11 protein-coding genes and 2 pseudogenes are annotated in these 14,412 nt (G+C 61.4%); 2 read left to right on the top strand and 11 right to left on the bottom strand.

Translation table 11 applies throughout. The features are described 5' to 3' along the window. The first annotated feature begins 73 nt into the window (after positions 1–73). The gene (locus ACZYZE_RS15555) at positions 74–703 is read left to right on the top strand and encodes an NUDIX hydrolase (protein ID WP_463908681.1); all 630 of its coding nucleotides are present in this window, start codon (positions 74–76) and stop codon (positions 701–703) included. A 44-nt stretch (positions 704–747) separates the two neighbouring features. Here ACZYZE_RS15555 and ACZYZE_RS15550 read toward each other — a convergent pair. The 9 genes and pseudogenes from ACZYZE_RS15550 to ACZYZE_RS15510 all read right to left on the bottom strand — a co-directional run bounded on the left by ACZYZE_RS15550 (position 748) and on the right by ACZYZE_RS15510 (position 9,154). Next, positions 748–1,514, bottom strand: a pseudogene (locus ACZYZE_RS15550) (amino acid ABC transporter ATP-binding protein). A gap of 65 nt (positions 1,515–1,579) precedes the next feature. After that, the gene (locus ACZYZE_RS15545; protein ID WP_463908679.1) at positions 1,580–1,879 is read right to left on the bottom strand and encodes an ABC transporter permease family protein; all 300 of its coding nucleotides are present in this window, start codon (positions 1,877–1,879) and stop codon (positions 1,580–1,582) included. A 766-nt stretch (positions 1,880–2,645) separates the two neighbouring features. Further along, positions 2,646–3,092: pseudogene (locus ACZYZE_RS15540) on the bottom strand (isochorismatase family protein); the annotation flags it as partial. Between the two features lie 258 nt (positions 3,093–3,350). Next, positions 3,351–3,893, bottom strand: coding sequence for a flavin reductase family protein (locus tag ACZYZE_RS15535; protein ID WP_463908677.1), 543 nt, complete (start codon positions 3,891–3,893; stop codon positions 3,351–3,353). A 29-nt stretch (positions 3,894–3,922) separates the two neighbouring features. After that, the gene (locus tag ACZYZE_RS15530) at positions 3,923–4,708 is read right to left on the bottom strand and encodes an SDR family oxidoreductase (protein WP_463908675.1); all 786 of its coding nucleotides are present in this window, start codon (positions 4,706–4,708) and stop codon (positions 3,923–3,925) included. Positions 4,709–4,741: 33 nt separating this feature from the next. After that, entirely contained in the window at positions 4,742–5,845 is a 1,104-nt protein-coding gene (locus ACZYZE_RS15525; protein ID WP_463908673.1) for a LuxR C-terminal-related transcriptional regulator, read from the bottom strand. Positions 5,846–5,917: 72 nt separating this feature from the next. After that, a complete protein-coding gene (locus ACZYZE_RS15520; RefSeq protein ID WP_463908671.1) occupies positions 5,918–7,318 on the bottom strand; it encodes a styrene monooxygenase/indole monooxygenase family protein in 1,401 nt (466 codons plus the stop codon). A 419-nt stretch (positions 7,319–7,737) separates the two neighbouring features. After that, entirely contained in the window at positions 7,738–8,016 is a 279-nt protein-coding gene (gene catC, locus ACZYZE_RS15515) for a muconolactone Delta-isomerase (RefSeq protein WP_463908669.1), read from the bottom strand. Positions 8,017–8,053: 37 nt separating this feature from the next. Continuing rightward, positions 8,054–9,154, bottom strand: a complete 1,101-nt coding sequence (locus tag ACZYZE_RS15510; protein ID WP_463908667.1) for a mandelate racemase/muconate lactonizing enzyme family protein — start codon at positions 9,152–9,154, stop codon at positions 8,054–8,056. Positions 9,155–9,221: 67 nt separating this feature from the next. Here ACZYZE_RS15510 and ACZYZE_RS15505 point away from each other — a divergent pair, with 67 nt between their 5' ends. After that, entirely contained in the window at positions 9,222–9,347 is a 126-nt protein-coding gene (locus ACZYZE_RS15505; RefSeq protein ID WP_463908665.1) for a hypothetical protein, read from the top strand. Positions 9,348–10,497: 1,150 nt separating this feature from the next. Here the strand turns inward: ACZYZE_RS15505 and ACZYZE_RS15500 are convergent. Then, a complete protein-coding gene (locus ACZYZE_RS15500) occupies positions 10,498–12,006 on the bottom strand; it encodes a purine-cytosine permease family protein (protein WP_463908663.1) in 1,509 nt (502 codons plus the stop codon). 295 nt (positions 12,007–12,301) lie between these two features. Next, complete coding sequence (locus ACZYZE_RS15495) at positions 12,302–14,401, bottom strand: hydantoinase/oxoprolinase family protein (RefSeq protein WP_463908661.1); 2,100 nt, start codon at positions 14,399–14,401, stop codon at positions 12,302–12,304. Between the last annotated feature and the right edge of the window lie 11 nt (positions 14,402–14,412).

Below are 14,412 nucleotides of genomic sequence, written 5' to 3'. Positions count from 1 at the left end.
ACTGTCGATTTCTTTGTTCGGAGCAGCACACTTCGACCCAACTCTCGAGGGCGCGACCATGCCAAATCGTGACATGAATTCGCCACTTCCTACTCTCCAGGAGCTACGTCCACTGATCGCGAGTAGTTTGGCGCATTGGAACAGGCATGAGATTTCTGATCAGTTGGGCATCCGGCGGGCCGCCGTAGCAATCACCCTGTTCGAAAAGCCAAGGCACCTAATCCCGTTCGTGCTGATCATTAAGCGGACGCCGTGGTTCACGAATCCGGGGCAATGGGCGCTTCCGGGCGGCCGCATCGACGCCGGCGAGACCGCCGTCGAAGCGGCGCTTCGGGAGCTGGCCGAAGAAACGGGGCTCAAAGCCTCCGCTTCGGATGTTCTAGGGCTTCTGGACGACTTTTCAACTACAAGCGGCTACGTTGTTACACCCGTCGTCGTGGCCGTTTCAGGCATCCAACAACCAAGACGAAGCCCAACGGAGGTGGCTTCCATACACCCAATTCCCCTTAGCAGACTCGTTGCCCCAGGTGTCCCCCGGTGGCGGGAGCTAGATGGCCGGGCGCTTCTGCAAATGCCCCTCCGTCATGACATGATCATCCATGCCCCCACTGGAGCAATTCTTTGGCAATTCGCAGAAGTTGCACTGAGGCAACGCAGGGTCCGGGTCCACGACTTTCTTCAGCCTGATTTCACCGCCCGCTGACCCGAGCTGTCGGGGCAGCGCCACAAGGCCCACTTCAAAGGGCGTCAGAGAACCTTTGAAAGGAACGCCATGGTCCGCTCGTGCTGCGGATTGCTCAGGATTTCCCGGGGCCGTCCGGCCTCCACCACCACGCCTTCGTCCATGAACACCAGCGTGTCCGCCACTTCACGGGCGAACCCATCTCATGGGTCACCACGATCATGGTCATCCCGCTCTTGGCCAGTTCCTTCATAACGTCGAGCACCTCGCCCACCAGCGCCGGGTCCATGACACTCGTCGGCTCATCAAAGAGCATCAGCTTCGGCTCCATGGCCAGGGCACGGGCGATGGCCACACGCCGCTACTGCCCGTCCAACAGGTGCGCCGGATAAGCGTCCCCCTCGTCGCCCAGCCCCACACGCTCCAGCAGTTCCATGGCCCGGGCGGTGGCTTTGGCCTTGGAAATACCCTTCACCTGTATGGGGGCCAAGGTGATGATCTCCACAGCGGTCAGATGCGGAAACAGGTTGAACCGCTGGAACACCATCCCGATTTCCAGGCGCTGGAAGGCTGCTTCCTTGAGCTTGATTTCCTAGAGCTTGTCTCCCTTTTGGCGGTATCCAACGAGCTGTCCGTCGACCGAAAGCCGGCCGCCGTGAACCCGTTCCAGGTGGTTGATGCACCGCACGAACGTCGACTTGCCCGAACCGCTGGGGCCCACAATGCAGAGCACCTCGCCGTGATCGACCTCAAGGCTGATCCCGCGCAGCACCTTGTTGGTGCCGAAATTCTTGGAGACCTGCTCCGCAAGCACCATCGGCGCGTCCGTCATCCTTTTGCTCCAAAATCTGTGCTGATCGGTGGGGCGGCCTTGCCGGAAGCCGCCGTCGGTGCCGGTTACGGCGTCGCCGTTCCCTTGCCCGTCTTGACCCGCCCGGTTCCGCGCGAGAACCGCTTTTCGATGAAGTGCTGTCCTACCATCAGGACGGAGGTGAAAAGCAGGTACCAGAGGGACGCCACAATCAGCAGCGGCACCGGGGTGAACGTCACCGCGGATATACCGCGGGACACTCCGTAAAGGTCGATGCTCAACGGAATCGCGGCCACCAGGGAGGTGGTCTTGAGCATTGAGATCACCTCGTTGCCGGTGGGCGGAATGATGATCTTCATCGCCTGCGGAACCACGACGAACCGCATCGTCTGCCCCAGGACATGGCCAGCGCCGTCGACGCTTCCTCCTGCACGCGGTCGTCGGCAGGGCAGCAGTGGATGCGACCGCCTTGGCGTTGGGCATATCGCGGCGCCAAGTGTACGTGCTGATCAGATCAGCCAGGTTCCGCACCCCGCGCCGCACAGAACCAGTCAACAAGACGCACAGTCTTGCACTTATCTGGGAACGTCGCCATGAACAGTCGTGACATCAAGAATGCAAACCAGCCAAGGCAGCACCGCTGCCCCTGCCAGCGTCAGGTCATGCAGTGAGCGGTCCTCCCCGCCATGAACAGATAACGAGCGACAACGCTAACCAAACACGAAATGAGGCAGCCAACCAACAAAAACCGCCCCCGCAGGGGCCCAGAAGTGAACAGTTTGTGCACACTCAGAGGCCCACAAGCCCCTGATCAGGGAAAACACGTGCCCGAGGTGGGACTCGAACCGGGTTCCAGCCCTTGCAAACACTGGACTCCCGCCGAAACATACGGAAACCGGCACAGTCCGGTACCGGTACGGCCCAGTCCGAGACCCAAAGTGTGGACACTGTCCACACCCCAATTCCCCCCTAAGGGCCTCCCCCAAACTGCCGCACCCCGCATTGACAGGGTGCGGCGCTTCTTTGCCCTGAAAAACTTGATCCTGCTGGAGACGTTCAACCGTGGCTGCAGCCGGGTCCTGCCCGCGCCCGTTGCCGAGCTCCCGGGCCCGCCGCCCGGCATGCTCAGCCTCTAAACTCTCCATCACAACGTCACCTCCCTTCAAACCATTCATGATCCGATCGGCGGACCGTTGCGTGACCGGGCAGCGCCTCTTCAGACGCTAACCGCGATAAAAAAGCCACATGAAAACAACGGAACCCCGGCGGCGCTGCAACCACTAAATCCTCACGAATCGGGACGGGGGCATTCCCGAACGAGTCCGAAGCAAGACTTTTGCATCGAAAGGCACCCCAGGTTCCCTTGACGAACACGCCACCGTCCACGACCCCCTTGAGGATTCCGTACGGGTGCTTGCCGAGCTCGTTGTAGCCTTCGGAGAACATGATTGGCGCGTGCATTACCGTGACCCCGGCTGCGCGGGCCGCCTCTACCACGCGAGCCGTGTTGGCGAGCATGTCCATTATTTCCATGACGTGTCGGACGGCGTCATGCAGTCCGCCACCCTCGGATGTGAAGTCGCTCTGATATTCGATGAGTACAACGGCGGTGCGCCCGAAACGGTGGCGGTGGCGTGGGTTCTCGTCTTTCGGCCTGGGCCGCTGGCCCGAGGAGAGTTGTTTATCGCATACGACTTCAAGTCTGGAGTTGTTCCAACGGTTAGACCTGAATTGGTCATCAAGCTCGCGATGCGGTCACCCGGGCGAGGTTGGGCATCATCATTCGGACACTCCCTCGATCCGCTTGAACGCGCATTGGCGTGGGCAATCGAAGACGAGTGCGCCACGTACACGCCGCTAAGACTGGGTTGACCCTCGGAGAGCGGGTTTTTCTGGATGGTCCCCCGTGGTCTTGTATTCCCCGGAGAAGAACACCAAGGGATCCCCGTCCCCGCGGGTGTGCGCATTTACCCGGCCAACGAAGATCGTGTGGTCGCCCTCCACGTAGCTGGAGACAGTCCGGCACGCGAAACGAACGAGCACGCCCTTGATTGCCGGCACTCCGTCATCATCCTCGGCGACCTCCAGACCCGCGAACTTGTCCGTTGCCGGCCGCGCGAACTGGCTGGACAGGTGCCGCTGTTCGGAGCTGAGCACATGGATCGCAAATACCCCTGAAGCCTTGAAGTGCTCCAAGCTGGGGGCGTTGTTTGCCACGCAAAACAGCAGCAGCGGCGGATCCATAGAAACGGACGTGAATGAGTTGGCGGTCATCCCTATTCTCGTGCCATCCGCACCTCGGGTGGTGATGACAGTGACGCCGGTGGCGAATCTGCCGAGGGAACGGCGAAGGTCAACCGGGTCAAAGTCCGGGCGGTCCTGAAGCAACATGGTTGTCATGCGAGGTCTCCTCTTGTGATTGGGGTTGATCATTGGGCAAGCTGTGCCATCAGCTCCTCGGAGCGCTCGGGCCCCATCGCCGAGTAGCCCCCGTCCGCCGCGAAGTCCGCACCGGTGACACAGGACGCCGCCGCTGAGGCAAGGAATGACACGACGGCGGCCACCTCCTCCGGATCGGCCGTGCGCCCGATCAGCTGCAGAGGGGCGGCGATCAAGTCTGTCTTGGCCCGGTCTCCTCTGGTCATTGCGTCCATGACCGAGGACCACGTCCATCCCGGGGAGACAGAATTGACCCGGATTCGCTGCGGGGCCAGGTCCATGGCCATACTGCGGGTTAGCTGCACCATGGCGGCCTTGCTGGCGGGGTATACCCAGCGGCCCGGCTGAGCCACCTTCGCCGAGACGGAAGTGAAGTTGATGATGGAACCACCGGCCCGGCCGACGAGGTAGGGCAAAAGCGCTTCCGCCAGGCAGGCGGCGCTCACCAGGTTGACGTTCAGAGCGCTGAGCCAGTCAGCGCGGGCCGTCTTAACCCCGTTGTCCAAGTAACTGCAGGCCAGATTCACCAGTGTGTCGATACAGCCATCGGCGCCGGCGAAGGCCGCAGCGGCTGCAGAGACGTCGTCGTCGTCTGTGATGTCCACCTGCGTGAAGCTGGCTGCGGCGCCAAGACTTTTGGCAACCGCCAATCCGTTGAGTGAATCGATATCCCAGATCGCAACCTGCGCTCCGGCCTCCACGAAGTTCAGGGCTACCGCAGCACCGATAATGGTGGCACCTCCGGTGACAACTACTTTCTTTCCACGGTGGGTCATGATGTACTCCGTATTCTTTGGGGGCCTGGCGAATCAGGCCTCGGGCTGGTCTTGATCGAAAGTCAATGCCTCACGGGTGAGCTCCACCCGGGAATGCACGCCGACCTTCCGGTACGTCGATTTGAGATGTTGTTTGACCGTGTAGGGGCTCAGGAACAGCTTCCGGGCAATCTCCTCGTCCGCCAGCCCCAACGCGGCCTCTCCCGCCACCTCAGCCTCACGTTTGGACAGGAGCCGGCTCAGATGGTCCGGTAGCCGCCCGGATGCTGGCCGGTTCAGCTGCAGGATGCTGACGAGTATGTCCTTGGCGTTGGAGGCGCCAGGGAGATTCCGCAGCGTCAGTTGGCGCATCTCACCTCCGACGGACACTTGGCAGCGGTAGAGCTGGCAGAGCCCGTCCCGGGTGCGGGCTGCAGCCATTAGCTCCTCAAAAAACACTTCCGGCTTGTCCGGTTCTAAAACGGCCAGAATCCGTTGGGCGGCCGCATTCATGCGGCGCCCGCCGGTGCCCGTATCGCTGAGCACAGTAGCCTGTCCGGAAGCCTCGAAGGCCTCTAGTAGGAGGTCCCGTTCACTGAGCAGCCCGTCCCGCTCGGCCATGCTTCCCACTGCTAGGCCGACCAGATTACCGATGGTCCCGAGCATGGCGTAGTCCAGCGGGGATCCCAGCTTGCCCGGATCCCGGTCAGAGAAGTTGAGCGTTCCAACCACCTGGCCGCGGTAGAGAATAGGCGCCTCCAGCAGGACCTGCATGTCATGCACTGCCAGCACATCGCTGAAGAACGGCGATTTGGCCCACTCCTCCTCCGACATCAGGTCCCTGCTGTGGACTGGACGGCGGCGGGTGAGTGCTGCGTCCAGGACCGGATCCAGGCTTCTCCCCACCGCCTCGTAGATCTTGAGGAACCTGTCACTGACGCCGGCAGCGCTGGCCAGTCGGGAGCCGGAGCCGGGATTCTCGAAGAAGTAGATGCCGTAGGATTTCGCCTCGATCATCTCGGGCAGCACCGACATACAAACGTCCTGAATTTCCTGCTGTGATTTCGCTTGTGTAATGGCGTCGCAGAAGGATGACAGTCCCGCGGTAATCAGCCTGCCCGCGGATTCGGCGGCATCCCGCTCATTATGATTCTGCACACTGTTCTCCTGCTGTTCGGCCCGCGCGCGGTCAGTTTCAGTTGGGTGAATCGCCTGATTTGTACCGCTGGACTAGGTGGGCGTTACTGCCCGATCCTGGATGGGATCGCTCGCTAGAGCTCGCGGGAAATTCTGCCCCGTGAAGGTGCTGCGCGCCATTGCAGCAATGGCCTTCAACTTGCCCCTCCCAACGATCGACCCCCCTGACTTTCCGGTGAGCTGGCGGATCCAGTCATTGCCTGAAGTGGAATCAGTCAGCATGGGGAAGGCATCCGCCGGGCGGTTGAAGGACTTCAGGAGCTGGCTGGCCACCTCTTGGTCGGCGAAGGCTGCTGTGAGGATCCGCACTGTGGCGGCTGGCGGCTCGAGAAAGGTATTGGTGAACCGGTAGGTCGGGTCGATATGGCTGCGATAAAACGCTTCCTGCGTTTCTTCCATCCATCCGCGGTCCAGCTGAGCGCCTTGGCGGGCAAGGACTGAATCGTAGATGTGGCTGGCCTGTCGCACCCCGCTGCCGGCCCCTTGGCCGCAGATCGGGTCATAGCTGACAGTGCTGTCACCCAGGCTCATCACGGCATGTCCGCCGGGGGTAGCTCCCGAACCTGCACGTATGGAGGGAGGAAAGGCACCTTTCAGCCAGCTAAATGAATCCTCCCCCATTGGTTCCATATGCTGCATCGCGGCCCAGTCCCAGGGGGCGTATTTCTTAACCAGCGACTTTGCAGTGGCAAATGCTCCAGCCAGGTCCTTGACCTCGTCCCACCGGTCAAAAGGCCCGCCTGGCCGGGCCTCAAAGACGAGGCACCAGACCCTTTCCCCGCTCTTGTGTAGGAATGGCACCCAAAAGATCTCTCCTGCGTCGCCGAAGAGGTTGAAGCAGACCGGGGTGTGGCCGGGAATCCTGTTGGAGAAGGCTGAGCCATCAGTGGGAATGCCACGGACCAGGATCATCGCGAGTTTGCGTTGCGGTGACGTGAAGACGCTCCGCACAGGATCCCGGGGAAAGAGCCCGGACAGGCCGCCTTTGCCGGTGGCCACCACGGTTAGATCCGAACGGGCGGCTATCCGATCCAGGCCCTCAATGTCCACGGGGCCGATGTGGAGCTCGGCCCCCAGCGACTCCAGCTGGACCATGCGGTCATACGAACGTAGCCGGACATCCACCGCAGCCCCTGCGGTCTCTGTCCCCAGGGGAGAGCCGAAGTCGATGAGTTCCTGGCCGATCTTTGGACTGAAGAAGACGTGGATGCCATCGATCGAATTCGCTTCGAACCCATAGTCCTTTGCACCGAGACGTCGCTCCACCGCCAAGGAATCGGCAAAGATGGCCGCGGTACCGGTGGGGGATGTATTGTCCCGGATGCCCTCGGCGTCCTTATCGCTGTAGAGACGCACCTTGTAGCCAGCCTTGGTCAGCCCGACGGCCAGCAGAGTGCCGCTATGTCCGGCTCCGATAATGGAAACTTCGTGCATGGGACTGATTCCTCACGTTGGGGCGGTGCCTCGATCGTCGAAGTGCTGCAGATCACAAGGCCTTTGAGAAGTCTAGATTTGACGGTTCGGCCGGGGAATCACTCGTCCGGGCGGCATGGGGTTCATCCCCCTTCAGAGGGATGAACTTCCGATGCCCGCATGGGTCCCAGTGACCTTGCCAGGTCGCCGGACAGTCAGGAAGCCCGCCGCCCGTCTTTTCGACGCGTGTGCACAGCCATCCCCAAGGCCACGGCCAGGAGGAGATCGCCCCGGCTCATTGACGGCGTGCCTAAGGTTGGTTGCGGCCCTGTGGAGCACGCAATGGAGGGCAGTTGCAGTCAGAGTGGCGACGCTTGTGTGCTGGGGTCAGCTGACGGACAGGAGACGGAAGCCGAGCACGTAATAGCAGCAATGGAAAGCTAATCGACGGCGGAGGGGTGCTTGGCGAGCGGCGTGACCTTGATGCCCATATAGGGGAAGAGCGGCAGTCCGGAGAGCAGGGTGTGCAACTCGTCGTTGTCCGCGACGTCGAACACCGAGTAGTTGGAGTACTCGCCCACGACCCGCCATAAATGAGCCCAGCGTCCGTCGCGCTGGAGCTGCTGGGAATACTCCCGTTCCTCCGCCTTGATGGCGTCGGCGCGTTCTTTAGGCATGTCCAGCGGAAGGTTGACGTCCATGCGGACCAGGTACAGCATGTGGTTCTCCTTAACGTAGGGGCAGGGCAGGACTGGCCTAGTCCTGCCGGTACTTTTGCAGCTTGCCGGCGTCGATGGCCGCGCCGACGCCGGGGACCTCGCGGACCCGGATGGCGCCGTCGTTGATCGTGAGCGGCTCGGCGAGCAGATCATCCGTCATGTCCAGGTAGTTGGAGAGCTCCCCGGCCCGACGGGAGCTCGCCGCGAAGGCCGCGCCAAAGGTGACCGTGGCGAGGCTGCCGACCTGGGTGTCGATCTGGTTGCCCATGGTGACGTCCACGCCGAGGCCCTCGCAGAGCCCGAGGATCTGCTGGGCTTCGGTAAAACCGCTGCGCGCGGTCTTGATGCAGATCGCGGTGCTGCCGCCGGAGAGCAATTCCCGGGAGACATCGCCGAGCGTGGGGACGCTTTCGTCACCCACGATCGGGATGCTCGAGCTCTGCACCAGCCGACGCCGGCCCATCGCCTCCCCGGCATCGCACGGCTCCTCCAGCATGGACAGGCCCAGGCCTTCGGTCCGGCGCAAGACCTCCATGGCCTCGTTCGCCGTCCAGCCCCGGTTGGCGTCGAGGTAGATTTCGGTGTCGGCACCGAGGCCCTCCCGCAGGACATGGCAGGCCTCGACGTCGAGGGAGAGCGGCCGCCGCCCGGTCTTGAGCTTGAAGGTATTGATCCCGTACGTTTCACGGAACCGCAGCGCTTCCTCGAGGAGCTCCGGGGCGGGCTTGAAGCCCAGCATGTGTGAGACCCGCATGCTGTCGGTGAAGCCACCCAGCAGTTTGTGCACCGGCGTGCCCAGCGAGATGCCGATAATGTCCCACAGCGCAATGTCCAGGGCTCCCTTGGCCGTGGGGTTGTTGACCGTGCGCCGGAGCAGCTGCTGGACCTTGGAGCGGTCCAGCGGGTCCAGCCCGATGAGTTGCGGGGCAAAGACCTTGGTCACCACCGAGATAATCGAATCCTGCGTTTCGCCGTAGGTGTAGGGCCGCGGCGGAGTGTCCGCGACCCCACAGATGCCGGTGTCCGTGTAGATCCGAACCAGCACGTGTTCCGCCGAAGTAACCTCACCGCTGGCGAATTTCAGCGGCCGCGCGTAGGGGATCGAATAGGGGATGGCCTCAATGCGTTCAATTTTCACGGCGGGTTCCTTTGCAGCGGATGCTGAGCTGGGATTTGGTCAGTGAATCGAAGAGGGGCACGCAGCCGTGCCGCAGCGGCGCTTCGTCGTTCCGCATTTCTGCGACGTCTTCGTCTGGCGGATGATTCCGAAGTCGGCGGCGGACGTCGTCGTAGCCTCCTGCACCATTCAGTTCCGGAAACTCGAAAACTAAGACCCCGGAGGCTCGGAGGGAGACTCTGGCGCTGGGGCCCATGCACTGCCACGAACCTCCCATTCGCACGGTCACCAAGGACACCCGATGCGCCCTCGGCCTCAGCGCTGAACGGGGGTCGGATGGCTCTGCCGTGAACGGTGTCAGTGGCCTGGGCGGCGGCGAAGAGCTATCCAGCGGGGCGGATCCGGTTTCCGTTCCAGGGCCCGTTCACTCTGTGCCTGCGCACACTCGAGGCCTGTAGGATCGCCAAATTGTGTGCACGCTGATGTCGAGCAGCTTCCGCTCGCCGAGATCCGAAATAGCCCACAGAAATCCCTGTTCGGGGAAGTTCAAGCCAACCGATCCTCGCCAGAATTCGCCGGTTTCGTGGTCGCGGACCGCGATGCGGTGGCCAGGGTCCAGGGTCCAGGGACAGGAACATTTCAACTTCGCATCGCGTGAGCGAATCCTTGGATCCATGTTTCCCTGACACTATGACAACAACTGTTGTGCATTAGGAGCACATGACCCGGTGGAGCGTCGGATGTGAACTGCTCGGCCCCTCACCGTTGCCACCGCGACTTTGGGCCTCTATTAGACAAGCCCCAGTTCTGGGTTGATGTGCCTGGTGGAACTTCACTGTTTACGCGTGCCTCGTACTGGCCAGGGGCAATCCGCGTTACCGAAATACCGACCTGTTCGGTCATGGCTGCGGGCCTTAGTAGTTCCACTGCTCTATTCAGGGCGTCGTCCAATTCCGTTCGAGTGTGAACGGCAACGACAAGATAATCGGGCAGTACCTGCATCGCAAATCCTTTGATCTCAAAGTGGTGATCCGCGCCGTGGTCACTAGTTTGGCGTGGAGTGGATATCCCAGGTTTCGGCCTGGCCACAACGCTTGCTGTCTGTCTCGAAGTCGGCATCATCGGCGCTGAAGACGATCCTGCCGCCGGCTCGCAGAAACTGATCCGCAGCCGGCAGGGCCCCCGAAGTCCGGGTGCGGCGGTATCTCTGAGCGGACCCCGGCGGTCCGGGGTCCGCTCAGAGTCGGCAGCCTCCCATGGTGGTAGCTCCCGATGAGTGAGTCGCAGAAACAGGCCTGCCCTTCAGGAGGACCGGCGTGATCCCAGGTGAAGCTGCAGACTGGTCCTCCTGACTGCGGGAGGAATCAGTAGGTTGCGACTTCTTCGTTCTGTTCTTCGAAGTCCGCCGTGTCTTCAATTTCCTTAAGAGCTGCTGTCCCCTCGATGAAGTCGGTTCCTGCTCCCTCCGGGAGTATGGTCCGTCGAAGGACTACGTACAGCAGCGGAGTGAGCACGAGGGTGACGAGGAAACCCAAGGGGAAGATTCCAGTGGCGGTCAAGAGATACGAGGTACCCGACCCGACGACCAGGGCGATGAGTCCCGACCAGTTGAATCGCTCGACGAGCGCAGTCTGGACGGCCTGGCGCCTTCGTACGATGTAGAAGTCTGCGATTACGAGTGAGGCAAGCGAGAAGGTAAGAATTCCGAGGACGCCGAGGAACTGTAGAAGCACGCCAAGGATGTTGGCCCAGACCGAAACAAGTGCAATCACGTTGGCCAGGACCACCATAAGAATGCGGTTGGGCTTCCTCCGCAGAACGGCATCAAAAAGGTTGGACAGCGCGAGGGATCCGGAATAGGTATTGATGACCTGGGCCTTGATCTGTGCGGCGTACATGACCAGGAACCCTACGATCCCACCAAGGATGATGAAGTAGGCGCCCGGGTTTGAGTGGGCCAGGTATTGGACTTTCTCAAAGATTGAACCGCCCAGCTGGGCTGTGGCAACATCGGAATTCGCCGGGTCCGTCAAGAACCGGGCAACCACCGTGTCGCCGGCCTGGTAAAGCAGCGCGCCCAGTGAAACCACACCGAAGTTGACAATGATGTTGCCGCCGATGGCCATAATCCGGACATCCTTCGGGGATTTGGCGTAGCGGGCGAAATCGGCACCCACTAGAGCCAGCGCACCTGCCATACCAATCATGCTGCTCAGGACTCCCATAATTTGAACGGGGCCGATTGAAGACGGCTGAGCGCTAAGCACGCTTGCCACGGAAAGGTCCGACTGTTGAAAGGCGAGGAATCCAACCCACAGCATGAGCGCGCCGGCGATAATCGTCAGGAAGAACGATGTCTTCTGCACTACTTTCATGCCGAACATCGTCAGGAGGATCCAGAGCAGAGTCAGGGCTCCGTAGATCAGAACGGCATTGCCGAGGTTCGGCGACCAGCCCAGCATGAAGAGCGTGCCGTAGTAGAGAAGGACATTCTCTAAAGCAAGAAATCCCAGAATCATGAAGGCGAAGATTAGTGATGCAAGGGCGGATCCGGTAGCCCCCAAACCGTGGAAGCGCATCGTGACGGTCGATGACATTCCCGTGCTCTGGCTGACCCGGGCCGTGAATGTACCGACCAGGGCACCAAAGATGGCCGACACCGCAGCCATCGCAATCGTCCACTGCACGCCCACGATATAGCTGGCGGTCCCACCAATAATCAGCATGGCGAGGGTCGTTCCGACCCCGGCCGTGTTGGAAAGAAGGGACCATCCACCCACGCGAAGGTTCTCTGCGACAGGATTCAGTACATTGTCCTCCATCTTTTGCCTGAGGCTCGGGGATGGGGTCTGAGGGGATAATTCAGAAGTCATTGCGTTTCTCCTTTGAATACAATTTCCTGGCTGATTGATGCTGGTCTTAGCACGGGTCTGTCATCCGTATTCCTCCGGGAAGTCAGCAGATCGCGTCTGGATTCTTGCTGGACCTCAAGGGTCGCCGGAGGTGGCCGGGGCATGGGGCATCGCCGGGCATCGCTTTTGTCGAAAACCGGACTGTCGAGGGGGTTCATCTACGTCGAGGTGTGCCCCCGGACCGGAGCGGTGGCGCCAGCCATGTCGGAGCAGGGCTGGCGCCGTTGGCTGAGGGCTGAACGCCCCGACGTAGGAGTCAGATGAGACTCAATCGTGCCTTAAGAGTTTCCTTCTGGTCCCGAAGGTACATGACAAATGAGCCGTTCTTGTCGACAACCGTGTTGTATTCGTCGAGGACCACAATCGTGGTCGTGCCCAATTCGATAATGGCCGGGCCTTCCACTTCTTCTCCCGGGCCCATCGGCCCACCCTGGTGCACGTCCACTTCCACCATGCGGTGCTGCTTGGGAGACCAAATGTTGCGGCGCTTTGGCTCCCGGACGGCATCGGCGGAGATGGTGCCGGACAGGGTCACCCGGTCCTTGGGCGTGTGGCCGATTGCTGAAAGCCGGATGTGAAGCAAATCGATCGGCATCTCCAGGTTGTTGTACCCGAAGAGCACCTCGTGTTCGTTGTGGAAGGCTCTGGCGAAGTCCGCGAAGTCGGGGGCCTCCAAATTTGAGGCGTTTACCTCAACGTTCAGTTCATACCACTGGCCCTTGTACCGCAGGTCAAGAGACGGGACAAAGGAGATCTCGGTTTCAGCGACGCCTTCGGCCAGCAGCGTGTTTCGGCCCTCTTCCGCCATCCCTTTCCATACGCTGACCAAGCTCTCGCCGCTGAGGGTGTGCAGCCGCTGGTTGGCGCTTTGGACGTAGTCATGTTTGAAGTCGCAAACCAGCATGCCGGCGGCGCAGAAAATCGAGGAATCGCGCGGGGTGATCAGCACAGGTATTTCCAGTTCCCGGGCGATGGCTGCTGCATGCACCGGACCGGCGCCTCCTGCAACGACGATCGGGAAATCTCTTGGATCCAGGCCGCGGCGGACGGTGATGTCCCGGACACCCGTTGCCATGGTGACGTTGACGATCTCATAGATCCCTGCCGCAGCTTCCTCAACGCTGAGGCCCAACGGATCGGCAACGTCGGTCTTGATGGCCCGGATGGAGGCCTCCCGGTCCAGACCGATCTGGCCGTTCATGAAAGTTTCCGGATCGATGTATCCCAGGACCACGTCGGCGTCGGTGGTCGTGGCGTGCACTCCCCCGCGGCGGTAGCAGGCAGGTCCAGGCACTGCCCCTGCGCTCTGTGGGCCGACCCGCAGCAAGCCGCCTTCGTCCACCGTCGCGATGGATCCGCCGCCGGCGCCGATCGTGTGGATGTCCACTGCCGGCAGGGCCAGGGACCAGCGATCAATCTCACCGTCGGTCATGACCAGGGGCTTGTTGTCCTTGACGACGGCGGCGTCGAAGCTCGTGCCGCCCATGTCCACGGTGATGCAGGAATCCCAGCCGTGGGTGGCGGTTACGAGCAACCCTGCTGTGGGTCCGGAGGCCGGGCCCGACAACAGTGACAGCGCGGCTCGTTTGGCCAGCTGGTCCGGGGTGGCGACTCCGCCGTTGGACTGCATCATTAACAGAATTCCGTCGAACCTGACCCCAGAGAGCAATTCCAGCAGCTTGGTCAAATAGCCGCTGATGATGGGTCCGGCGTAGGAGTTCAGTACAGCTGTGCTCGTGCGCTCATAGTAGCGGGCCTGACCCAGGAGTTCGGAGGACTTAGTGATGTAGGCATCGGGCATGAGGTCCGCCACGATCTCCGCCGCGCGGTCCTCATGAGCCGTGGCGGCGTGCGAATGCATGAAGGAGATGGCCACGGACTGGACGTCCTGCTCTCGCATGACTTCAACGGCTTCCCGCACATCCCGCTCGGATAGGGGTGTCACTTCGTCGCCCTTGTAGTCGAAACGGCCCCCGACCGGGAAGCGCAGGTGGCGGGGCACCAACGGATCCGGCTGCTCCAGGCGATTGTCGTAGGGTTCCTCGCGGGTGCCGTGACGCATCGGCAGAACGTCTCGGAATCCTTGAGTGCCCAGCAGTGCAGTCTTCGGTCCTCGGCGGGTGAGCAGGGCATTCGTGGTTACGGTCGTGCCGTGCACAATTAGCTCTACGCCGGCCAGGAAATCCTCGATGGACTTCTTGTCCAGCGCGGCGATCTCCTGCAGTCCGTTATATACCGCCAGCGGCGGGTCAGAAGGGACCGAACTGGTCTTGTGGATGCGCCGTTGGCCTTCCGGGTAGATGACGAGAAAGTCGGTGAAGGTGCCGCCGACGTCGATGCCGATTCTGATGCTCATGGTATTTGACC

This window comes from Pseudarthrobacter woesei, assembly GCF_055412745.1.
This window is presented reverse-complemented; position numbering and strand designations above follow the sequence as displayed.